This is a genomic window from Methylomonas sp. MED-D, from assembly GCF_050276835.1.
GTDB lineage: Bacteria > Pseudomonadota > Gammaproteobacteria > Methylococcales > Methylomonadaceae > Methylomonas > Methylomonas koyamae_A.
Genome location: NZ_CP189965.1, coordinates 1184082 through 1206939, shown reverse-complemented (window position 1 = coordinate 1206939; position 22858 = coordinate 1184082). Strand labels below are relative to the sequence as shown.

General features: G+C 60.3%; 13 protein-coding genes. 7 read left to right on the top strand and 6 right to left on the bottom strand.

The features are described from left to right. Nucleotides 1–45: 45 nt before the first annotated feature. Nucleotides 46–2832, bottom strand: a complete 2787-nt coding sequence (gene ppc / locus ACQE3E_RS05335; RefSeq protein WP_281022494.1) for a phosphoenolpyruvate carboxylase — start codon at nt 2830–2832, stop codon at nt 46–48. Nucleotides 2833–2975: 143 nt separating this feature from the next. Here ppc and ACQE3E_RS05330 point away from each other — a divergent pair, with 143 nt between their 5' ends. After that, nucleotides 2976–3875, top strand: coding sequence for a LysR family transcriptional regulator (locus ACQE3E_RS05330; RefSeq protein WP_427501294.1), 900 nt, complete (start codon nt 2976–2978; stop codon nt 3873–3875). 7 nt (nt 3876–3882) lie between these two features. On the opposite strand, the gene ACQE3E_RS05325 is transcribed toward ACQE3E_RS05330, so the two are convergent. From ACQE3E_RS05325 to ACQE3E_RS05310, 4 genes are all read right to left on the bottom strand, one after another. After that, nucleotides 3883–5001 (bottom strand): HD domain-containing phosphohydrolase, encoded by a 1119-nt coding sequence (locus ACQE3E_RS05325; RefSeq protein ID WP_071154867.1) that lies wholly within the window; start codon nt 4999–5001, stop codon nt 3883–3885. A gap of 9 nt (nt 5002–5010) precedes the next feature. Then, a complete protein-coding gene (locus ACQE3E_RS05320; protein WP_313728792.1) occupies nt 5011–9066 on the bottom strand; it encodes a response regulator in 4056 nt (1351 codons plus the stop codon). A 37-nt stretch (nt 9067–9103) separates the two neighbouring features. Beyond that, nucleotides 9104–10939, bottom strand: a complete 1836-nt coding sequence (locus ACQE3E_RS05315) for a HAMP domain-containing methyl-accepting chemotaxis protein (protein WP_064024556.1) — start codon at nt 10937–10939, stop codon at nt 9104–9106. Between the two features lie 173 nt (nt 10940–11112). Next, nucleotides 11113–12960 (bottom strand): autotransporter domain-containing protein, encoded by a 1848-nt coding sequence (locus tag ACQE3E_RS05310; RefSeq protein ID WP_313729457.1) that lies wholly within the window; start codon nt 12958–12960, stop codon nt 11113–11115. A gap of 201 nt (nt 12961–13161) precedes the next feature. Here ACQE3E_RS05310 and ACQE3E_RS05305 point away from each other — a divergent pair, with 201 nt between their 5' ends. Continuing rightward, a complete protein-coding gene (locus ACQE3E_RS05305; protein WP_168031768.1) occupies nt 13162–14370 on the top strand; it encodes a glycosyltransferase in 1209 nt (402 codons plus the stop codon). Here the strand turns inward: ACQE3E_RS05305 and ACQE3E_RS05300 are convergent. Then, the gene (locus ACQE3E_RS05300) at nt 14358–14795 is read right to left on the bottom strand and encodes a hypothetical protein (protein WP_064024560.1); all 438 of its coding nucleotides are present in this window, start codon (nt 14793–14795) and stop codon (nt 14358–14360) included. The two genes, ACQE3E_RS05305 and ACQE3E_RS05300, sit on opposite strands and share 13 nt — an antisense overlap. A gap of 130 nt (nt 14796–14925) precedes the next feature. Between ACQE3E_RS05300 and ACQE3E_RS05295 the strand changes: the two genes are divergently transcribed. The 5 genes from ACQE3E_RS05295 (at nt 14926) to ACQE3E_RS05275 (ending at nt 22820) form a co-directional block, all read left to right on the top strand. After that, nucleotides 14926–15912: a helix-turn-helix domain-containing protein gene (locus tag ACQE3E_RS05295; RefSeq protein ID WP_313728793.1), complete on the top strand. Its 987-nt coding sequence runs from the start codon at nt 14926–14928 to the stop codon at nt 15910–15912. 58 nt (nt 15913–15970) lie between these two features. Then, nucleotides 15971–18394 (top strand): Lon protease family protein, encoded by a 2424-nt coding sequence (locus tag ACQE3E_RS05290; protein ID WP_313728794.1) that lies wholly within the window; start codon nt 15971–15973, stop codon nt 18392–18394. Nucleotides 18395–18526: 132 nt separating this feature from the next. Beyond that, complete coding sequence (locus ACQE3E_RS05285; protein ID WP_231883524.1) at nt 18527–19141, top strand: RNA polymerase sigma factor; 615 nt, start codon at nt 18527–18529, stop codon at nt 19139–19141. Nucleotides 19142–19202: 61 nt separating this feature from the next. Further along, the gene (locus tag ACQE3E_RS05280) at nt 19203–20177 is read left to right on the top strand and encodes a FecR family protein (protein ID WP_313728795.1); all 975 of its coding nucleotides are present in this window, start codon (nt 19203–19205) and stop codon (nt 20175–20177) included. A 102-nt stretch (nt 20178–20279) separates the two neighbouring features. After that, nucleotides 20280–22820 (top strand): TonB-dependent siderophore receptor, encoded by a 2541-nt coding sequence (locus tag ACQE3E_RS05275; RefSeq protein ID WP_427501293.1) that lies wholly within the window; start codon nt 20280–20282, stop codon nt 22818–22820. Nucleotides 22821–22858 lie beyond the last annotated feature (38 nt).

Below are 22858 nucleotides of genomic sequence, written 5' to 3'. Positions count from 1 at the left end.
CTGCCTCCCTAACGACTGTCGTGGCGCCGGCCAGCCGCCGCGAAATTAGCCGGTGTTGCGCATGCCGGCGGCGATCGCGTTGATCGTGCGCAACAGCGGATTCAGCCAAGGACTGTCGCCGGCGCCGGCATCGTCTTCTCGCACCTTGCGCAGCAGGCAGACCTGCAAGAAATTCAATGGCCCCAGATAAGCGTCGCGGCGGCGCAACGAGTCGGCCAAGCTAGGGTTATCGGCCAACAGCCTATCGATTTGCGCCACATCCAACACCCACTCCACGCAACGTTGATACTCGCCGGCGATCAAGCCGTACACGCGTTTGCCGGTTTCCGGGTCCACGCACAAGCCGGCGTATTCCCGCGCCAGTTCCATGTCCGACTTGCTCAAGGCCATCTGAGCGTTGCTGAGCAAATTGCGAAAAAACGGCCAGTCGCGGTACATCGTTCGCAATTGCTCCAGCCGCTCGCTTCGACCGGCGCACCAGGTCGATACGCTGAGGCCGACGCCGTACCAAGCCGGGAAGGTTTGCCGCGACTGGGCCCAGGCAAATACCCAGCCAATGGCCCGCACCGACTCTTTGGAGCGGTCCTGTTTCTTGCGGTGCGACGGCCGCGAGCCGATGTTCAAGCGGCCGATTTCGCCGACCGGCGTCGATTCGTAAAAATAGTCCAAAAAGCCCGGCGTGCGCTCGGTCAAATCCCGATAACTTTGTTCGCCTATCCTCGCCAACTCGTCCATCACCGCCAAATTTTCCGGGTTATCGGGGGGGACCGGTTGCACCAGACTGGCGCTGGCCTTCAACAAACCGGTCACGCCCATCGTCAGTTCGTAAATCGCGGTTTCCATGTTGTTATAGCGATAGAACAACACCTCGCCCTGCTCGGTAAACTTGATCTGACCGCGCACGCTGTCGGCGGGTTGCGCCAGAATCGCTTCGTGGGTCGGACCGCCGCCGCGGCCAACCGTACCGCCGCGGCCGTGAAACAAGCGGCAGCGGATGCCGCGCCGATCGCAAATATCGACGATGCGGCGTTGCGCCCGGTACAAGCCCCACGCCGAAGCCAGGATGCCGCCGTCCTTGCACGAATCGGAATAGCCCAGCATGATTTCCTGACGACGGCCGGAGGCCTTCAGCAAGGTCAGGTAAGTCGGCGAATCGAACAAGTCGTTCAATACTTCCTCGATCCGGTTCAAGTCGTCTATCGTCTCGAACAGCGGGCTGACGCCGATATTGCAGTACCAATGACCTCGGATCCGACCAACCAAGCCGCACTGGGCGGCCAGTAACATCACCTCCAAAACGTGACTGGCGTGGTGGGTCATCGATATCACGTATTCGCCGAAGCAGTCCGGACCGATCTCGCGCCGGCTGCTGGCCATCACTTCGAACAAGGCCAGGGTTTCGCGGGTTGCCGACGGCAACGCGCCCGGATCGAACATCAAGCCGCCCGGCGCGGCGATCGCCTCGCCGAGCAATTGCAAGCGATCCTCCTCGTTCATCGCCCGATAATCGATGCCCAAGGCCGCGCCGAGAATATCGGCCACCGCCTCGCTATGCCGGGTCGATTCCTGGCGCACGTCCAGATGCATCAAATGAAAGCCGAAGGTATCGGCGAGGCGAATCAGGTCGTGCAATTCCAGTTCGGCGATATTGGCGTCGCCGTGGTTGCGCAGCGACCGGTCGATCAGACGCAAATCGCGCAGGAATTCGGCCACGCTGGGATAGGCGTGGCAATCGGCCGGTTCCGCGTCGCCGCGCAAGCGCCTGGCAATGCGTTCCAAGCCCTGCTCTATCCGGTATTTGACGATGGTCAATTTATGGCGGTAGGGCTCTTGCAGATAAGGCCGCGCCAATTCGGCCACCGCCGGCCCCAATGCGGTGCGGTCGGCTTCCAGACTGGCACTGAATTCGCTCGTCAATTCGCACAAGCCGTAGGAATGCGACAACTGGCCGCGCAACGCATCGAGACGCCGCGCATACTCCAGCAGGATCGCTTGCGCTTGCAGCCGTAGCGCCAGCACCGTGGTTTCCGGGGTGACGTTGGGATTGCCGTCGCGATCGCCGCCTATCCACGATCCGAACTTCAAGAAACTGGGAATCCGCGCGCCGGCGGCCGCTTCCTCGCCGTAGACATCGACCATCGATTCCTCGAAATTCCGGTAAACCTTGCTGGTCGCCTCGAACAGCGACAGCGGAAAATAAAACAGGCCGGTATCGATTTCGTCGACCACGCCGGGCTTGCGACCGCGCACTTCATCGGTGCGCAACAGCAACTGAATCTGCGCCTGCAAGCGTTCCAATGCCGCCTTACGGCCCGGACCCTGCCGGCTGCCGTCAATCTGTTCGTGGGTCAAAAACAAATTGCGCAACGCGCCCTTGACGGTGCGGCGCTTGGCCTCGGTCGGATGGGCCGTCATCACCGGCAAATACAGCAAATCAGCCAACAAGGTCTGCACTTGCTCGGCGCCGATGCCGGATTCCTTGAAGGTACACAAGGTGTCGTGGAACGAGCCCGGCCAGAAATGCCCGGTCTGGCGCTGGCGGCGCTGGCCTAGCGAATGCGACTCCTCGGCGATGCTCAACAGGCTGAAATACTGGTTGAACACTCTGACCACCTGACCGATTTCGTCGGCGTCCAAGCGCTCGACGACATCCTGCAGGGGCTTGCGCCGGGCCGGCGTGTTGTCGCGCATCAGCGCGGCGAAGCGTCGCTGCAATTGCGCGACGGATTCCTCCACATCGCGTTGGCCTTGGTGTTTCAACACTCTGGTCAACATCGAACTCAGCAAACGAATCGAGCGGCGCAGTTGTTTATCGTCGGTATGTTTAGTCACTTAAGTCTCCATCATGGTCAGCGGTTACCGCATCGAGCAGCAAAAAGCGGGCCGGCCACTTTGTCGATAGCGTAACGCTAGTCTTTGGTATTGTTAAATAGAAAGATTAGAATAAATACATCGAAAATTTCTATGTAAAGGCCATGCAGGAACGCATCAATTACCAGCATTTGTTTTATTTTTGGCATGTGGCCCGCGAAGCCAGCATCACTCGGGCCTGCGAAAAATTGCATCTGGCTCAGCCGACCGTCAGCGGCCAACTGGCGGTATTCGAACAAGCCATCGGCGACAAGTTGTTCTTCAAAAGCGGCCGCAAGTTGCTGCTAACCGATACCGGGCGGGTGGTGTTTCATTACGCGGACGAGATATTCACGCTGGGCCGGGAACTGACCAATACCTTGAAAGGCCTGCCGACCGGGCGAGCCTGGCGCTTGACGGTCGGCGTATCCGACGCATTGCCCAAGTTGGCAGTGTACCGGCTGATCGAACCGGTTTTCCGCTTGCCGGAACCGGTCCAGATTCATTGCTACGAAGACAAGGCCGACCGGCTGTTGGCCGAGATTGCCGTGCAAGGCGTCGATTTGGTAATGTCGGATACGCCGCTGACCCCGGCCAGCGGCGCCAAGGCCTTCAACCACTTTCTGGGCGAATGCGATGTCAGCGTGTTCGGCAGTCCCGGCTTGGCGGCGACTTATCGGGATCGCTTTCCGCGCTCGCTGACCGGCGCGCCGTTCTTGCTGCCGACCGGCAATACCGCGCTGCGGCGCTCGTTGGACTTATGGTTCGACGCCAACGGGATCAGTCCCAACATTCAGGCCGAAATCGAAGACAGCGCGCTGCTGAAGACGTTCGGCGCCGGCGGCGCCGGCCTGTTCGTCGCGCCGAGCGCGGTGGCCGGCGAAATTTGCCGGCAATACGGCGTCGAGGTGTTGGGCCGGATCGAAACGGTGCTGGAACGTTTTTACGCGATCACGCTACGCCGCAAACAGCAACATCCGGCCGTCACCGCGATCCTCGACCACGCCAGGGACGGCTGGTTGTGACGGCGTCTTATTCGCCGTCGCGGTATTGCTCCGCTATCGCCTCGAAGCGGCCTGCCAGCGCCGTCATCGCATCGGTGACGTCGGGATCGAACTGACTGCCGCGCCCCTCCCAGATCAATTTCACCGATTCGGCATGGCTGAAGGCCGGCTTGTAAACCCGCTTGGTAGTCAGTGCGTCGTAGACGTCGGCGACCGACATCAACCGGGCGCTAATCGGAATGCTATCGCCGCGCAAACCGCGCGGATAGCCGTTGCCGTCCCAACGCTCGTGATGGCAATAGGCAATATCGGCCGCGCACTCCAGGAATGCCCCCTCGCCGTCGCCGAATTCGCGAGCCGCCGACACGATCGCGTCGCGACCGGCCTCGCAATGCCGTTTCATGATCACCCACTCGGCATCGGTCAATTTACCGGGCTTCAGCAACACCGCGTCGGGAATCGCCACCTTGCCGATGTCGTGCAGCGGCGCGGTTTTGTACATCAACTCGATGGTTTCGTCGTTCAAGCAATTTCGGAACCGCGGGTGGCCGCGCAGGGCTTCACCCAGTTCGCGCACATAATTTTGGGTGCGCCGGATGTGATTGCCGGTTTCGTTATCGCGGACCTCGGCAAGCGCGCAAAACGCCGAGATCACCGAGCCTTGGGCCGCGATCAATTGCCGGTTGCGCTGCAATAACTCCTCGGTGCGCTCGGCCACCAACTGCTCCAGATTTTCGTTGTGCCGGCGCAGCTCTCGCGTGGTATCGGCCAGGGCCAGATGATTGCGCACCCTGGCCAACACCACCGGCGGCGACACGGGCTTGTGAATGAAATCGGCGGCGCCCAACGACAAACCGTATTCCTCGTCAACCGGACTGTCCAGGCTAGTTAAGAAAATCACCGGAATGGCGCGGGTGGCGTTATCGGCTTGCAAGCGCCGGCAGACTTCGTAGCCGTCGATGCCCGGCATCACCACGTCCAGCAACACCAAATGCGGCGGACACCGGTCGACCAGTTCCAGCGCCTCGGCACCGTTAGTCGCGAAGCTGGTGGCGTAATGCCTCCCCAGGATGTGGTCCAGTAACTCAATATTGCTCAGCGAATCGTCGACAATCAAAACCCGTTGAGCCTTGTTTTGCGCGCTCATGTTCTACTCCTAAGGTCTACGGTCTTCGCCGAGTGTGGCCAATTCGACCAACGCAGCGTCGTAACGCAATTGTTTGACCGCTTGGACGACTTTGGCGAATTGCTCCGCCAAAATCGGATCGTCCAGCGTTCCTTCCAGTTCGTCGACCAGATGGCGGGCCTCCAAACTTTTACTCCGCAACTGCTGCTCGAGCAAGGTCAGGCGCGGCCAAAACTCCCCCGCCCCACCGCCGCTCGGCGCCGCCGGGACAGCGGCGGCATCGAGTGTCAGCGCGGCCAAGCGCGCCGTCATCGCCTCGCATTCGCTCGCCAGGGTTGCCGCCAACTCGGCCCAGTTTTGGGCGCCGGCGGATTTCAGCAAGCGCCCTAATCGATCGGCCGGACCGGCAATGCTGTCCAGGCCCAAATTGCCGGCCTCGCCTTTCAGATTGTGGGCCAGCTGATAGAGCGCTTCATTATCGCCGTCGCCCGCCAAGCGCCGAATTTGCGCGCCGGCATCGCCATGACGCTCGGCAAAGCGTGCCAACAAGCGCCGATAGAACAGCGGATCACCGCCCATGCGTCGCAACGCCACCCCGACCGAAACGCCCGGCAAGGCCCGCGCCAATCCGGCGATTTCGGCTTCGCTATCGACCGCGGCCGGCGCCGCATCGACGGTCCCGGCCGACTCAAGTATCGTCACCGGCCGCTCTCCGCCCTGCTTGACCCAGCGCGCCAGCACTTCGGCGAGTTCTCGCGGCTCAACCGGCTTGGCGACGTGGCCGTTCATGCCCGCCAACGCGCAAGCCTCGCGATCTTGCGCCATCGCCGCCGCCGTCATCGCGATGATCGGTAAATGCCGGCCCTCCGCCAGGGCCCGAATTCGCCGGGTCGCTTCCAGGCCATCCATGACGGGCATGTGCAAATCCATCAACACCGCATCGAAACGCTGGCGCTGCACCAGATCAACGGCCTCCTGCCCATTGTTAGCCAGCTCCACCGACAATCCGCTTTTCGTCAAAAACTCTCTAGCCACTTGCTGATTGAGTTCGTTATCCTCGACCAATAGAATCCGGGCGCCGCGTATGCCATCCAACAACACCCGGCTGGTTTCGAACACGTCGGCGGTCGGTTTCGACCTAACGTGCTCCTGACGTTGCAGCGCCATCAAAACGTCAAACATTTCAGACGGCGTCACCGGCTTGCCGACAATCGCGTCGATCAAGGCGCCGTCGGTGGCGGCGGCCAGTTCTTCTCGGCCGAAACCGGTCACCATTACCGTAATCGGCGGCCGATTCTCCGGCTTCAGTTCGGCCAAGGCCCGAGCGAACTCCAGCCCGTTCATCGCCGGCATTTTCCAATCCAGGATCAACAAATCGTAGGGTTGACCGTCGCGTTCGGCCTCTTCGAAAAACCGCAAACCGGCGGCGCCGGAGTCGGCGGTCGTCACTTGAAAGCCCCAGCTTTGCAGCATGGTCCGCAGAATCAGCAAAGAGGTTTCCTGATCGTCGACCACCAGCGTCCGCATCGCCCGCAAGTCGTGCAAGCCGCGGCCGGGCTTGGCTCGCGGTTTTTGCGGATCCGGCAAACCCAGCCACACGGTAAACACGAACGTACTGCCGCGCCCCGGTTCGCTCGACAATGCGATGCGGCCGCGCATCATCTCGACCAGGCGTTTGCAAATCGTCAGGCCCAGGCCGGTACCGCCAAAACGGCGGGTGATGCCGGCCTCGGCCTGCACGAACGGCCGGAATAAGCGATTGGCCTGATCCGCCGTCAAGCCGATCCCGGTATCGCGCACCGCGAAGCGCAAGCACACCGCGTCCGCCGTGATCTCTTTTTGCTCGACCTTCAAATGCACTTCGCCGCGCTCGGTAAATTTGATGGCGTTGCCGACCAGATTGTCGACAATCTGGCTCAGCCGCAACGGATCGCCGACCAGCCACTCCGGCACGTCCGGGGCCATGTCGATAAACAATTCGATCCCTTTCTCCTCGGCCCGAAACGAAAACAAATCGGCGGTGGCGCGCAAAATATCTTCCAAACAAAAATCGACCGCCTCGATGTCTATCCGGCCCGCTTCGATTTTCGAATAATCCAAAATATCGTTGAGTATGCCCAGCAGAGCCTGCGACGCATTCAATACCTTGCCCAGATAATCGCGTTGTTGTTGACTAAGCTCGGTATCCAACGCTAAGCGGGTCAAACCGATGATGGCGTTCATCGGGGTGCGGATTTCGTGACTCATATTCGCCAGAAAATCCGACTTGGCGCGGTTGGCGTCGTCGGCCAGCTTCCGGGCTTCCAGCAGTTCGGCGGTGCGTTCGTCGACCAAGCGCTCCAGATGATCTCGATAATGCGCCAATTCCTCTTCGTTGCGTTTCCGGTCGGTGACATCCATCCGAATGCCGAGCACGCGTCCGACCGCGCCGTCCGCGCCGCGTTCCACGTTGAAAGCCTTGGCGCTCAACCAACGGTATTCGCCGTCGGCGTGGCGGATCCGCGCCTCGTAGGTGTAGGCGTCGGCTTGCTTGGCCAACACGCTGTTGATTTTGCCGGCCACCATCGCCCGGTCGTCCGGATGCACCCGCTCCAGCCATTCTTCGCGGTCGCCTTGACCATCCTTGGGCGAGTAACCCAACATGCTGTAGTAAATCGGCGAAACCACGAAACGATCGCTGACCACATCCCAGTCGAAAATGCCGATTTGCGCGGCTTCCAGCGTCAGCCGCAAGCGCTCTTCGGACATCCGCAATTTTTCCTCGGTTTGCTTGCGGTCGGTGACGTCCAGCGTAAAACCGTTGACGACGCCGTTGGCGTCGGCCCTGGCCGACAGCGAGAACCATTTGGTATGGCCGCCGGCCAACACGGCGCGGGTTTCGAATTCGCGGACTTCCCGGTCGGATTCCAAAGCCTTGCATAATTGAGTGGAGTCGGCGAAGCGAAAGTCGGCGCCACCATAAGTAGCCATGAATTCTTCGACCGACTCGCAATCGAACTGCCGAGCCATCGTCAGGTTGGCGAACAGGTGTTTGCCCTGGTTGTCGCATTGGAAGACGCCGATCGGCGCGTTTTCGACGATATAGCGGTATTTTTTTTCGTTGCTCTGCCACTTCAGCAGACCGTAACGGGCGGTCAGCATTAATTTCAGCGACAACAGCGCGATCAGCAGACCGGCGGCCCCGTACCAGCGCAGGTGCTCGTACCATTCGGCCAGATAGTCCTGCTCGGCGATGGCCGCCAGTACGAATAAGGGGTAATGGCCCACCCGGCGGAAGCTGTAAAGGCGTTTGACGCCGTCGGCCGGACTGATTTCGACGTAATGACCGCGATCGCTACCGCGCGCGACAAAACCGAGCACCGGGTGGTCGGGAAAAGGTTGGGCGGCGTCCTCGGTCAGCATCGGATGACGCGCCAGCAAGCGCATCGCGTCGTCGCGCAGCACGACCGCGCCGTGTTCGCCCAAATCCAGTGTCGCGTAAAACTTTTCGAAGGAACTCAACAGCGTCACAACGTTGACGACACCGGCAAAGCGGCCGTCCGGACCGTCTATGCGCCGGGTCAGCGAGATTTTTCGCAGACCCAGGGTCTTGGAAATCTGCGGCGGCGAGATCGACAAACCGACGCTGGGGTCGGCGCCATGGCGTTGGAAATATTCACGATCCGCGATACTGATCGGCGGCTGGCTGTCCAGCGAACTGTACAGACAATCGCCTCGGGCATCGAACACCTGAATCGCGCCGGTTTCGATGATAGCCGCGTCGTTGAGTCTGGCGGCCTTGTCCATCAGCAAACGATGCAGTTCCAACGCGCGTTCGGTCTGGTCGCCCAAGCGCGCCTTCATATCGTCGGCCCGCAAATGGCCCAGTACGTCGTTCAAGATCAAATCGATTTTTTGCACGGTCGCCAGCGCGTGCCCTTCCAGGACCATAGCGATGTTTTCGGTTTCGACCCGGGCGTGGGCAATGCGCTGTAGCCGTTCCTGCCACAGGCTAAATCCCATCAATACCGCAAAGCCGACGACCCCGACCAATCCGGCCAAACTCGCTGTGCCCAGAGAGAAGCGATTGAAAAATCGTGACGTCATCAGCGTCCCCAACCGTTCAAAAAGCCGCGACCCTCATTCAAAAACGTTTGAATCGTCCGCGCGGCGCGTCCGGACGCACGGATTTTTCGGCGGCGGGCCCCGCTGCTTCGCCTATGTCGAAAAACCGCATCAATTCCAACAGTTGGTCGGTTTGTCCAGTCATGCCGCCGGCAGTGGCGGCCAACTGTTCGCTGGCCGACGCGTTTTGCTGGGTGGCTTGGTTCATTTGCGACATCGCCGCGTTGATCTGGCTGACGCCAATCGACTGCTCATGCGACGCGGCGGCGATTTCCCGAATCAACTCCGAGGTTTTGGCGATGCCCGGCACGATATGGTCCAGCAAGTTACCGGCGCTTTCGGCGGTTTCGACACTGGTTTCGGCCAGTTTGCCGATTTCCCGAGCCGCGACCTGACTGCGCTCCGCCAACTTGCGTACTTCGGCGGCGACCACCGCGAAGCCTTTGCCGTGGTCGCCGGCCCGCGCCGCCTCGATCGCCGCGTTCAAGGCCAACATGTTGGTTTGGTAGGCAATATCGTCGATGATGCCGATCTTGGCGGCGATCTGCTGCATCGCCGTCACGGTTTGCCGAACTGCCGCGCCGCCGGTCGCTGCCTCTTGCGCGGCCTCGCCGGCCATGCCGTCGGTAATCCGGGCATTATCGGCGTTCTGTTCGATGCTGGCCGCCATTTGCTCGATGCTGGCGCTGGTCTGTTCGGCCCCGCTGGCCTGCTGACTAGCGGCGCTGGCCAAGGCTTGCGAAGTGGCGTCGATCTGCTCGGCGGCGTTACGCAACGCATCGGCCGCCAGCATCACCTGACCGATGGTTTCGGCCAGACGGTTGATCGTGTTGTTGACGGTATTTTTAAAGTTCAGGAATTGGCCGCGATAGTCACCGTCCAGGGTTCGGGTCAATTTGCCGCGTTCGACCTCTTCCAGGACCGCGATCGCGGCGCTGACCGGCTCGACGATCGCTTCCAGGGTCCGATTGATTCCGGCGACGATATTGCGATAGGCGCCGCGATGCTGGTCCGCGTCGGCCCTGACTTCCAGTCGCCCGTCGGACACCGCGCCCACCAGTAGTTCGGTATCGGCCACCATGGCCCGCAGGCTGAGCCGGACGCTTTCCATCGCCTTTAGCAACTGACCGGTCTCCTCGGTACGTTCGGTCTTCAGCTCGAAATTCAAATCGCCGTCGGCCATGCGCCGCGCCGCGTCCAGTGCGGGTCGCAGCGACTCGGCAATATGCCGAGGAAAGACCCACACAAAGGCCAAGGCCAAGGCCAATCCCACCGACAGCGCCGCCAACGACACCCGCACGCTGAACGCCACGTCCGCGCCGGCGGCCGCGCGCAAGCTGTCGGCTTGAGCGTTGACCAACTCGGTCAATTCGTTGATGACCGCCCGGGCTTTCTCGAAATCCGCCTCGCCTTTTTGATAGGGGGCAGGCTTACCGGCTAATGCCGAGGCGATATTGGCCTGACTTTGCTTAACCCAAGCCTGAAAGGAAGAATCGAAGCGGGCTTCGTACTGGCCGGCATTCGGCAGGTCGGACAAGGCCAGAAACTTGCTGAAGCGAGTACGGGCCTGTTGCAGGTTCTCGGCGTGAAACGCCTTGAGTTTGTCGGCCGCCGCGCTGTCCAAACCGGGCGATTGTAGGGTACGTTCCGCCAGCATCGCCTGATACATGTCGCGGTCGCTTTCCAGCAACACCGCCAGCGCCGGCAATTCGACCTCGCCCAGGCGCCGGGTGTGGTCGCCCAGTTTCGATAGATAGTTGTAGCCGAGCCCGGCCACCACGACCAACACCAAGGACATCAACGCAATCGGAATCGCGGTTTTCACCCGAATCGACAAGTTCGCAAAACTTTCCATTTCCCCTCCCAGAAGGCTAGCGGCCGATACGCAAAAAACGGCCTCGTGAAGAAAGCATAGACCCGAATCGACCCTAGTTCCGGATTTGGTCGGCGGCGGGTTCGCATGGCTATATAGCGTCCGGTCAACGCTATTACCCAAGCAAGCGACCAAGCACCTGCAAAATCCGGTGCTTAAAACGGAATCCTGGCCCCGAGCTCGACGGTATGATCGGAAATATAGGCTTGGCCGGCGCGGTATTCGTAACGTAAGAAGCCGGCTCGCCCTTCCGGCAAGGTCATCGCCAGCGAACCGCCCAAATTGAAATAGTCCCGGTCCGGGTTCTCGGTGGCGACGCTGAACGAACCGGTACCGGCCGCCGCCTGACTGAAGCGGGCTCGAATCGCGCGGCTGTCGTTCATATACTGATGCACCCATTCGAAACGAGCGCCCGGCGTCAACACCCCCCAGGGGGTACTGACCGATTTGCTGGCTTGCGCGCCTATCGTCGAGGTGACCGACTCCATGGCCTGACGGTCGTAGGTCAAACCCAGACCTCCGCCGCCGGCTTCCCGATAGGCATCGACTTGCGTGTTGATGTACTCCCAACGTAGGTAGGGATTGAGCACGAAACTATCGATGGCGACATCCTTGCCCAGACCCAGGCTGATGCCGTACTGGTCGCCGTTGACCGAACTGCGCGCGACGGTATCGATGTCGCTTAAATTCAAGCGCCTGTCCATTTCGAACGCGTGCAATGCATAGCTCATGATCCAATCGACATAAAAGTCGGCGGGGAGAAAGTAGCTGCCGTAGGACGAAAACTCGTAAGCATCGTTGGCCATTTTGCCGTTGTTGCGTTGGTAATCGGTGTTGGCCCCGCCGTAGCCGAACGAGGCGCCCCATACGAAATCGTCGGTAAACCGGTAATCGACGCCTAGCGTGACGGCCTTGCGGTCGACCTTGTAACCCTGTTCCTTGTAGCTGGCGTTACGCTGACCGACGTTGAATTGGCCCTTGATGAAAAAGCCCAGCGGACTGTCCCGAAACGGATCTTCGGCGGGATCGTCGCCGGCCGCGCCGCCGCGCGCCGGACTCAAGGCCGCCAGCAAAGCCTTGCCGACCGGCAGGATCTCGCCGTTGATGTTGATCGTCGAATACCCGAGCAAGGTCGAACCTTGCGACCCCGAATTTCGTAAATTGACGATACGGCCGTGAATAATCGAAAACTGCTTGAACCCGAAATCGATCGCGGCGGCGCCTTGAGCCGCCACTTCATCCGGAATCACCTGGTTCAAATCGTTATTGGTGATGGTCTCGCAACGTGCCGCCAAAGCGCCGCTGGCATTTTCGCAAGCGGAGGTCAGGCCGTCGTAGATGGCTTGTTGGTTTGGCGAGAAGCCCGGATCGTTGGTCAGATTGGGCGTCGGATTTGGGGTTGGATCAGGCGTCGGCGTTGGATCCGGGGTCGGGGTTGGATCGGGCGTTGGGGTCGGATCCGGGGTTGGCGTTGGCGCGACATCGTTATCGGCGATCGAAATCGTGGCCCCGGAGCCGACATTGATCGAACCGTCGCAGTCAGGCTGATACTGTAAGGTCAGATTGATCGTCTCGCTACTCTCAACCTCGCTGTCGTCGTTAATGTTGACCACGACGGTCGCCGAGCCGTTCTGGACCGCATCCAAGCTGAAATCGCCTCCGGAGATGCTGAAGTCGCTGCCGGCGGTGGCAGTACCACCGCTGGCGGAAACCACGCCGGAGACGAAACAACTACCGTAATCGCTCCGCCCCAATGCCAAATTGACGGTGACCTCAACGGCACCGCCGGCCTCGTCGACGCTGTAACTGCTTGGAGAAAAGTCGAGCGTGTAAGCCTCGACCGCCGACGGCGCCGAAGCCAACGCCGCGAAGGCCGCTAAAATAAGCGACTTGGACGCGACGTTGCGCGGCTCGAGAACACTGAACGGGTACGCTGGTTTACGACACGCCGGACCGGCGGCTGGGATAGCGCCGCTATCCGGGTTTGCCAAGGGTAATAACATCACGAGATGACACGGTAAAAAAATGACAGCGTTAAAGATAGCCGTTGGGCAGCGTTCTGTGAATGGCGCGGCGGGAAATCCGGAGCGGCGGGCGGAAACCGCGTCCCGTGCGGAACCGCCGGGACCAACGGCCCGAAACGAATCGCGGAATGCGCAATCTCCGGCCTCCCCTAGTGTTTCCAGCCCAATGGCATGCCGGCGATGAGCCGTATTCTGTATTGTTGGGAATTGGGCGCCGGTTACGGCCATATCGCCGCGTTCTTGCCGGTGGCGAGACGGTTGCGACAGGCTGGGCACGACGTGATTTTTGTGCTGAAAAATCTGCAATTCGCCGACGTGCTACTCGGCGACGAGGCTTTCGGCTATTTGCAAGCGCCGGTCTATTGGCCGGACGGCCGGCCGCTACCGGCGGCGCTGAATTACGCCGGGATACTAGCAAACACCGGCTACACCGACCCGGCCGCGCTCTACAGCCGAGCAAACGCTTGGCGTGCCCTGTATCGGCACCTGAAACCCGACCTGCTGGTGTTCGACCACGCGCCGACCGCACAATTGGCCGCGCGCGGTCTGCCGCTGACCGGGGCGCTGTTCGGCGGCGGCTTTCAAATTCCGCCGGCCAGCCACCCCCTGCCCGCGTTACGTCCCTGGTTACCGACCGCGCCACGCGAGTTGGCCGACACCGAAGCGCGCGTGCTGGCCGGAGCCAACGCCGTCGCGGCTCGGCTGGAAGCACCGACGTTGCGGACATTGGCGGATTTGTTCGAGACCGCCGAAAGGTTTTTGTGCACTTGGCCGGAACTGGACGCCTATCCGCAACGCGTCTCCGCCCGTTATTGGGGCCCGGCGCTGCATGCGACCGCCGGCTCGGAGCCACGCTGGCCGACCGGCTCGGCACTCAAGCTGTTCGGCTACCTGCGCCCGGAGTACCCTGCCCTGGGCCCTCTACTGCAAGCGCTAGCCGCCAGCGGCTGGTCGTGCCTGCTGCACATTCCCGGCGCGTCCGCGGCCTTTGCCGACCAACACGCCGGCGCCAATCTACATATTTGCGCTCAGCCGCTACGCCTGGAAGCGGCGCTCGGTACTTGCGATCTAGCCGTCCACCACGGCGGCGCCGCTACCGGCGCGGCCTGTCTATTGGCCGGCAAGCCGCAATTGGTGCTGCCGATGCAGATCGAGCAAGCCATCAACGCCCGCCGCATCGTCGAAGTCGGTGCCGGCATCCAGCTACCGGCCGAAACCCTCAAGCCCAATTTCCGCGCATTGCTCAAGGACCTGAGCGCGCGGCCGAACTACGCCGCCGCGGCCTCAGCTTTCGCGGCGAAATACGCCGGATTCGAGCCGGACGCCCAAGCACAAGCCATCGCCGAACGCTGTCTGAGCCTAATCGAGATCCGACCTCAAGCCGACTGAGCGGCGTGTCTGACCGCCGCCCAAGCCGCGCGGCCAAAACCGAAGCTGGTCGTGACGATGCTGGCAAAGGTATACAGCTTGAAGACCGCGACCGCCACGCCGGTCGCGGCCGGGTCGTCGAGCACCGGAAACATCGCCATCAGTAAAAACAGGCTGGAGTTGGTGAACGCCCCGATCACCATGGCCCAACAGGCAATAGCCGGCAGCGGAAAGCGAGCGCCGTAAAAGCCCAACAGCAACGCGCTCATCAATAAAAAGTCCAGATGAGCCTGCAGCAAGCGGGCCGGCTTGCCGGGAAACAAGGCCTGGAGCGGCGCCAACTCGAAGTGCAGACCGACCAGACACCAGGCCATGACCAGCGCGACCAACAGCCAGCAACCGGCGCCTTTCAGCAATAGGGGATTCGGATTCGATAAGGAATTCATCGCGGACCTCTAGGAAAAAACCGTATGCTAACGTGCTCGGCGCTCGCCCGCTTGTCCGAATCGGCCCCGACGCTTGACCAAAACGGCACTTACGCCAATAGTATGTTGCGCTCGCCAACCCAGATCAGCCATGACCAAACGTATTGACGACCAGCCCATACACGCGGACTTTTACTCGACCGAGACCATCGCGCCGTCCCACCGGCAGGCCTGGTTGCGCGAAGTCATCGGCCGCGAATACGCCAGAGTCGACGTCGAGCCGCCCACCGACCAGCCCTTGTTCAACGAAATGACGATACATCACTGGTCCAATCTGCGTCTGTCGGCGATCCGCTCCAACCCGTTGGGCTTGCGCAGCTTGCCAGGCGAACCGGATTCGGCCAGCCAAGACGCCTATTTCGCGGTACTGCTGCTGGACGGCCGTTACCGCTTGCGCCAGCACGGCCGCGAGGCCTTTCCGCAAGTCGGCGATTGGACCTTATACGACGCCACCCAAGCCCACCGCATCGACTGCCCGGACCGTTTCGCCAAGCTGCTGGTGGCCATTCCGCGCCCCTTGTTGCGTGCCCGCCTGCCGGGCGTCGAACATTGCACCGCGCTACGCCTGCCGGGCGAACAAGGGCTGGCCGCCGTCGCCGGCGCCCTGGCGCGGACCGCGCTGGCGCAAGCCGCCACGTTGAAGGCCGACGAAACCGCGCTGATCGCCGAGCAGCTCCAGGATTTGTTGGTCAAGGCTTTCGCGGAACTGCGGCCGGCCCGCTTCGAATTGTCGGCCAGCCGCGCCGCCGCGCTGGACCGCGCCAAACGCCACATCGAATCGCGCTTGGCCGATCCCGAGCTGAACGCGGCCCGCTTGGCCCGCGAACTGGGGCTGTCCGCCCGCTATTTGAATGACTTGTTCGGCGCCGAAAACACCTCGCTGATGCGTTACGTCCGCGAACGCCGGTTGGCGCGTTGCGCGGCCGAGTTACGCGCAGGTCCGCCCGCCTGCCGCAATCTGACCGCAGTCGCGCTACGTTGGGGCTTTAACGACATGGCTCACTTCAGCCGGGTCTTCAAGCAACGCTACGCCTGCCCGCCGCGCGACTACCCAGCCGGCGCCGACGATACGTTCTGACGTTCACCGGCGCGCCACACGCCATTAACCCGCGATCTTTCGACAAGGACTTTACCCGATGACCATCCCAGCACTCGCGCCGACCCTGCTTTATAAAGCCTGCAGCCTGGAGGAGTTGCCGTTCGCGACCACCGAGGAACTGGAGGAGTTGGACATCGTCGTCGGCCAGACGCGAGCCCTGGAAGCGATCAAGTTCGGCGTCCGGCTACGCAAGCCCGGCTACAACATCTTCGCGTTGGCACCCGACGGCACCGGCAAGCTGACCATCGTCCGCGAACTGGCTGAACATGAGGCGCATCGCCAGCCGGTCCCGCTGGACTGGTGTTACGTGCACAATTTCGCGCAGCCGTCCAAACCCAAGGCGATCGGCCTGGAGCCCGGTCAGGGTCGAGCCTTTCAGTCGGACATGGCCGAACTGATCGACGAACTCAGCGTGGCGATTCCGGCGGCGTTCGACGGCGACGAATACCGCTCGCGGGCCGGCGAACTGGACAACGAATCGCGCCAGCGCGAACTCAACGTGTTGAACCGAATCCGCGACGACGCCGATCAGGCGCACATCATCTTCACCGAAACGCCGACCGGTTACGCCTTTCTGCCGGCCGACGACGACAACGAACCGCTGACGCCGGAACAATTCGGCAAACTCGACAAGGACAAGCAACGCCACTACCACGACACGGTGATGGGCTTGCAGGAACGGGTACAGGATGCGATCAAACTGTTTCCGCAATGGCGCAAGGAAACCAAGCGCAAGCTGCAAGCCTTGAATCGGGAGATGGCCGAGTTGGCGGTCAATCACTCGATCGACGAGCTGAAGGAAAAATACGCCAAGTGGCAGCCGATTCTGGACTATCTGACCGCGGTGCAAATAGACATCGTAGAGCATGTCCGCGACTTCATGCCGCACGGCGAAAAAACCCTGTCCTTCCTGGAAATACCGCAGGAACCGCAGCCGTTCAAGCGCTATCAGGTCAATCTGATCGTCGATTTCAGTCGCAAACGCTCGGCACCGGTAATTTGCGAGGATTTGCCGAACTACGCCAATCTGATCGGCCGCATCGACCATCAAGCGCAGATGGGTTCGCTAATCACCGATTTCACAATGATCAAGCCCGGCGCGCTGCACAAGGCCAACGGCGGCTATCTGATTCTGGACGCTCGCAAACTGCTGCAACAACCCTACGCTTGGGAAGCGCTGAAACGTACCTTGCAGGCCGGCGAGATACGCATCGAGTCGCTGGAACGGGCGTTGAGCCTGATCAGCACCACCTCGCTGGAACCGCAACCGATTCCGCTGGACGTCAAGATCATTTTGCTCGGCGATCCGATGTTGTATTACCTACTGGGTTATTACGATCCTGAATTTCAGGACTATTTCAAGGTCGCCGCCGATTTCGAAGGCAGCATGGACCGGCACGGCGGCACGCTGGAATACGCTCGCTTGCTGGCGACGATAGCCCGCCGCGAACAGCTGCGGCCATTGAGCCGGCAAGCGGTGGCGCGGGTGATAGAACACAGCGCCCGGCTGGCCGGCGACGCCGACAAGTTGCTGACCCATCTGCGCACGATCAAGGATTTGCTGACCGAGGCCGATTACTGGGCCGGCGAAAACGGCCATACCGCCATCGCCAACAGCGACGTACAACAGGCTATCGACCTCAAGACCCGCCGGCTCGACAAGATCCGCGAAAAGCTCTACGAAAATATCCAACGCGGCACGTTGATGATCGATACCGACGGCGAGGTGATCGGTCAAATCAACGGTTTGTCGGTGTTGCAAGTCGGCGATTTCGCGTTCGGCCAGCCGTCCCGCATCACCGCGACTACCCGAATGGGCAACGGCAAGATCGTCGACATCGAACGCGAAACCGAACTCGGCGGCCCGCTACACAGCAAGGGCGTGCTGATTTTGTCGCACTTCATCGCCGCCCGTTACGCCCGCGATACGCCATTCTCGCTGTCGGCGGGTCTGGTGTTCGAACAGTCTTACGGCCATGTCGAGGGCGATAGCGCGTCGCTGGCCGAGCTGTGCGCGATTTTGTCGTCGCTGGCGCAGGTACCGTTACGCCAGGACTTGGCGATGACCGGCTCGATCAACCAGTTGGGCCAGGTGCAGCCCATCGGTGGCGTCAACGAAAAAATCGAGGGCTTCTTCGACATTTGCAACGCCCGCGGCCTGACCGGCACGCAGGGTGTCATCATCCCGGCGGGCAACGTGCCGCATTTGATGCTGCGTTGGGACGTGGTGCATGCCGCCCAAGCCGGCCAGTTTCATATATACCCGGTCGGCGGCGTCGAGCAAGCACTGGCCTTGCTGACCGGAACGGACATCGGCCGCGCCGACGACCAAGGCCGCTATCCGGCGGATAGCTTCAACGGCCGAATCGACGCCCAACTCCAAGCGTTTAGCCGCTCGGTCCAGGCCTTTTCGGGCCGCGAAGCAAGCGACGGCGGCAAGCCTAGAACCGGTATCGATTGAGTCCGAACACCATGGATTCGATAATTTCCGCCACCTTCGGATCGGCGCCTGAGTGAGGTATATGCCCTAGCGCTGAGGCATATCACACAGTTTTAACCCGAGCTCGAACCACCGAGCCGCTGATTCGTCGTCATGAACCGCCCGAAAACGCTGGTCCACCGTACAAACCAACGAATCTGGCACGCATTCCGCTTTGGGATTTGCCACGTTTGGCAACTTGGGATCGGCGGCTGGTCGCGGATGGCATTCTCGGAACACGACATTTATCGAATTTTTATCGACCACCGACCGCGGATTCTTGGCTTTTTGCAACAACGCCTGCGTTGCCCGGACACCGCCGCCGACCTGATTCAAGACATCTACCTGCGACTACGCTTGCTGAAGCCGCCGCCGAATAGCGAAGGCGAAGTGCGCGCGTGGCTTTACGCGGTGGCGGCCAATCTGTCGATCGATTATCTGCGCGCCGAGAAACGCCATCACGATTTGCTCGACCACTACCTGGGCGGCGCCACTGAAGTCGATGTTTCCGCGTCGCCCGAGCGCAGCGCGCAAGCGCGGGACGACTGGCGGCAAATCGAATCCGCGCTGGCGGAATTGCCCGATTTATGCGCCGACATCTTGTATCTAAGCCGGATCGAAGGGCTGAGCCACGCCGAAATCGCCGCGCGTCTGGGCATTTCCCTGAGCTGGGTGGAGAAGCAATTGGCCCGCGCCCTACTGCAATGCCGCCAAGCCCTGGACACCTAATATGGTTTAGCCCGCGCCGATTCGTTATAGTGATTTCCCTAAACCGTTTGCCCACCCGCCGATGACCGATACGCCCGAAACTCTCGAAGACCGCGCGCGCCGCACCGCCGTCGAGTGGCACGTGCGTCTGACGTCCGGCGCGGTCTCGGCGGAAACCGCCGCCGCGTTCGCCGCCTGGCGCCGGGCGGATGCGGCGCACGAGCGAGCTTATCAAGACATCGCCCAACTGTGGCAAGTCCTGCCGGAGCCGCTGCTGGCCGATCGCCGGCGACGTCTGGCCTCGGCCAAGCGGCGACGGGCCAGCGGCGTGCTTCGACGCGGTTGGAGCGCTACCGCCGCCGCGTCGCTATTGCTGGCGGCGCTGGCCGGTTTTTATCCGGATTATCTGCAACATCCGCTGGCCGATTACCGCACCCGCATTGGCGAGCAAAGCTCGATCGCACTGGCCGACGGCAGCATCGTTCATTTGAATACCGACACCGCGATCGATGTCTCGATCAACGGCATCGAACGCCGCATCGTATTGCTGCGCGGCGAAGCCGAATTCGATGTCGCGCACGATGCCAGTCGGCCGTTCCGTGTCGCTACTGGCGCCACGACGACCGAGGCCCTGGGCACCCGCTTTATCGTTCGATACGACGGTAAGGCCGGCGCGGTGACGCTGCTGCAAGGCAAGGTGCGCAGCAGTCGGCCTTCCACGCACGGCGCGCAAACCGACAGCGCCACGCTGCAACCGGGTCAACAATTGGCTTTTACCGCCGATAGGCTGGGTACGCCGCAAACGGCGGAATTAAGCAGCGCCGACGCCTGGCGGCGTGGTCGCTTGTTGATGAACTTCGTACCTTTGCAGCAGGTTATCTCCGAAATCAACCGCTACCGGCGCGGCCCGATCCGGCTGTTGAACGATCGGTTGGCGGAACGGGAAGTCAATATCGCCGTAGATATCCAAAACATCGACGCCTGGCTGACAGCACTGGAACAAACCCTGCCCATCAAAGTGGTACGTGCCGGCCCGCTGATCTTTTTACGATCCTAGCCGGCCGCGAAGCCCTGCGACAATTTGTCGCGGGCTGACTTGTACGGCTTTGTTAGCCGCCAATCGTTCTCAGCTTGAACACATTCACTGAGGACCCAATCCATGAGAAATACAGAAAGCCCGGCCATTGGAACCGGCAAAACCCCGCCAGGCCGATCGCGCGGCATCAAGACTTTGTCGCTGTGTTTCAGCCTTGCAGCCCTGGCTCTGCCGTTGCCCAGCCAAGCCGACAGCACCGCCGTCAACGGCGAAACCCGCGCCTTCAGCATCGCCCCGCAACCGCTGTATGCCGCGCTCAGCGCCCTGGCCGAACAATCCGGCGTGCAATTCGTTTACAACTCGGAACTGGTCAAGGGTATCGATTCGCCGGGCGTTAGCGGACTGTATTCATTGGAAGCCGCGTTGACGCGCTTGCTAAAGGGTTCAGGGATAAGCTACCAATTCAATAATGGCAATACCGTGAAATTGGAAAAAAACGCGGTAGCTGAGCCCCTAACGGCTACGACTATGCCGGCGGTGACGGTAACAGGCAAATCCGGCTATGCCGACAGCGATCCTTATAATCCCGACTACAACCGCACCAGCGCCAGCGCCGCCACCAAAACCGATGCGCCGATCATGGAAACCCCGGTATCGATTCAAGTCGTACCCAGAGCGGTAATGAACGATCAAAAAACCACGACCATTAAAGACGCGCTCGAAAACGTCAGCAGCATACGTCCGCAATCGTCCTTGGGCCTGAGTAATGCCTACATCGTTCGTGGCTTTAGGAACGGGCGGGTTTATCGAAACGGTCTGGTCGCCAACGGCCTGGGTATTGGCGAGGGGGCTCAATTCGATTCGGCGAATCTGGAGCGCGTCGAAGTATTGAAAGGTCCGGCGGCGGTTTTGTTTGGCCGTATCGAGCCTGGCGGCTTAATTAACCTAGTGACAAAAAAACCTCGCGACGAGACCTATTACTCGGTGGAGCAACGTTTCGGCGCGTACGATTTTTATAGAACCGAATGGGATGCCACCGGACCGATAACCGGCGATAAGTCATTAAGCTATCGTTTTTCCGGCGCTTATCAAAACAACAAATCGTTTCGGGATTTTAATTTTAATGACCGGGTGCTGGTCAATCCATCGGTGACCTGGCGGCCCAGTGATGCAACTGAAATGTCACTGGAGGTCGAGGCCTTACATGAGGACTATCAGGTTGACAGAGGTTTGTTCGCTATCGGCAATCGCCCGGCACCGATTCCGGTTAGCCGATCCTTTATCGACCCTAACGATCCGGTCGATACTAACTCCAAGGTAAACCTTGGCTTCAATCTAAGCCATGCTTTCAACGACAACTGGACCTTACGCAATCGGTTCCTGGCTTCGTTTATTTACGATAAAAATATCTCAGTCAAACCCGCCAATGGCTTTACCGTCGAACAGTTTCTCGATCCGAGCACGGGCAATCGCCACTATGCACGGAATATATTTTCTCAAACCTCCGACAACGAAACCTATACGACCAATCTAGATTTAACTGGGAAATTCGACTTAATGGGAGTCAGTCATCAAACCCTGATTGGCGTCGATTACTTGCGCGCGGTCGGCAGCTATGAATTCTACGGCAACTACCAGGATCCGGTGCCGGGTTTGGAGATCGATATTTATAATCCCCAATACGGCATCGACCCGGCCTATTACGCCGATGCGCTGACAACACCCTCCGACGGTGGGGCTAACCATTACCTGTTCCGGGACGACTGGTACGGCGCGTATTTTCAGGACCAGATTACCCTGTGGGATAAAGTGCATATCCTGGGCGGCGGTCGTTACGACTGGGCAAGAACCGGCTTGGGCATAGGTAATTCGGCTAGCGCCGCCGATGCAGCCCTACCTTCGCGTCGAGACGAGGGCTTTAGCCCTAGAGTGGGTCTTCTCTATCAGCCCTGGCCCTGGGCCAGTATTTACGGCAATTGGACCACGTCTTTCGGGGCCAACAATGGCATAACCGCCACTGGCGCGACGATTAATCCGGAAATCGGCGAACAATTCGAAGCCGGGTTTAAAACCGAGTTTTTCGACCAGCGCCTGTCCACGACACTGGCGTATTACCATTTAACCAAAGAAAACTTGATGACCCGCGATTTCAATAGCCCCGATCCTTTCGCCAGTGCGGCTATCGGCAAAGCGCGCAGTCAAGGTATTGAGTTGGATATGGCCGGACGGCTGACCAACGAGATCAGCATCATCGGCAACTATGCCTTTACCGATGCGCGTATCACCAAAGATTTTTCCGGTCTGCAGGGCCACCGTCTTAACAATGTGCCGGAGCATTCCGGCAGTTTATGGCTCAAATACGATATTCATCACTACGAACCGTTGAACGGTTTGAGTTTTGGCCTGGGTTTGTTTGCCGCGGGACAACGGCAAGGTGACAACGATAATACCTTTGTATTACCCGGCTATGCCCGCTTGGATGCCTTTGCCAGCTATACCTATCAGCTTGGCAAATCCCGCTTGATCACCCAATTTAATGTCCGCAATCTGCTGGATAAAACCTACTACGAATCCACCGATCCTTTTCAAAACGCCCCGCCGCGAGTTGGGATTTACCCTGGTGCGCCACTGACAGCCATGGGTTCGGTACGCTTGGAGTTTTAGTCCGTTTTGGCAAGGCATATTCAACAGCTCAATAAGTC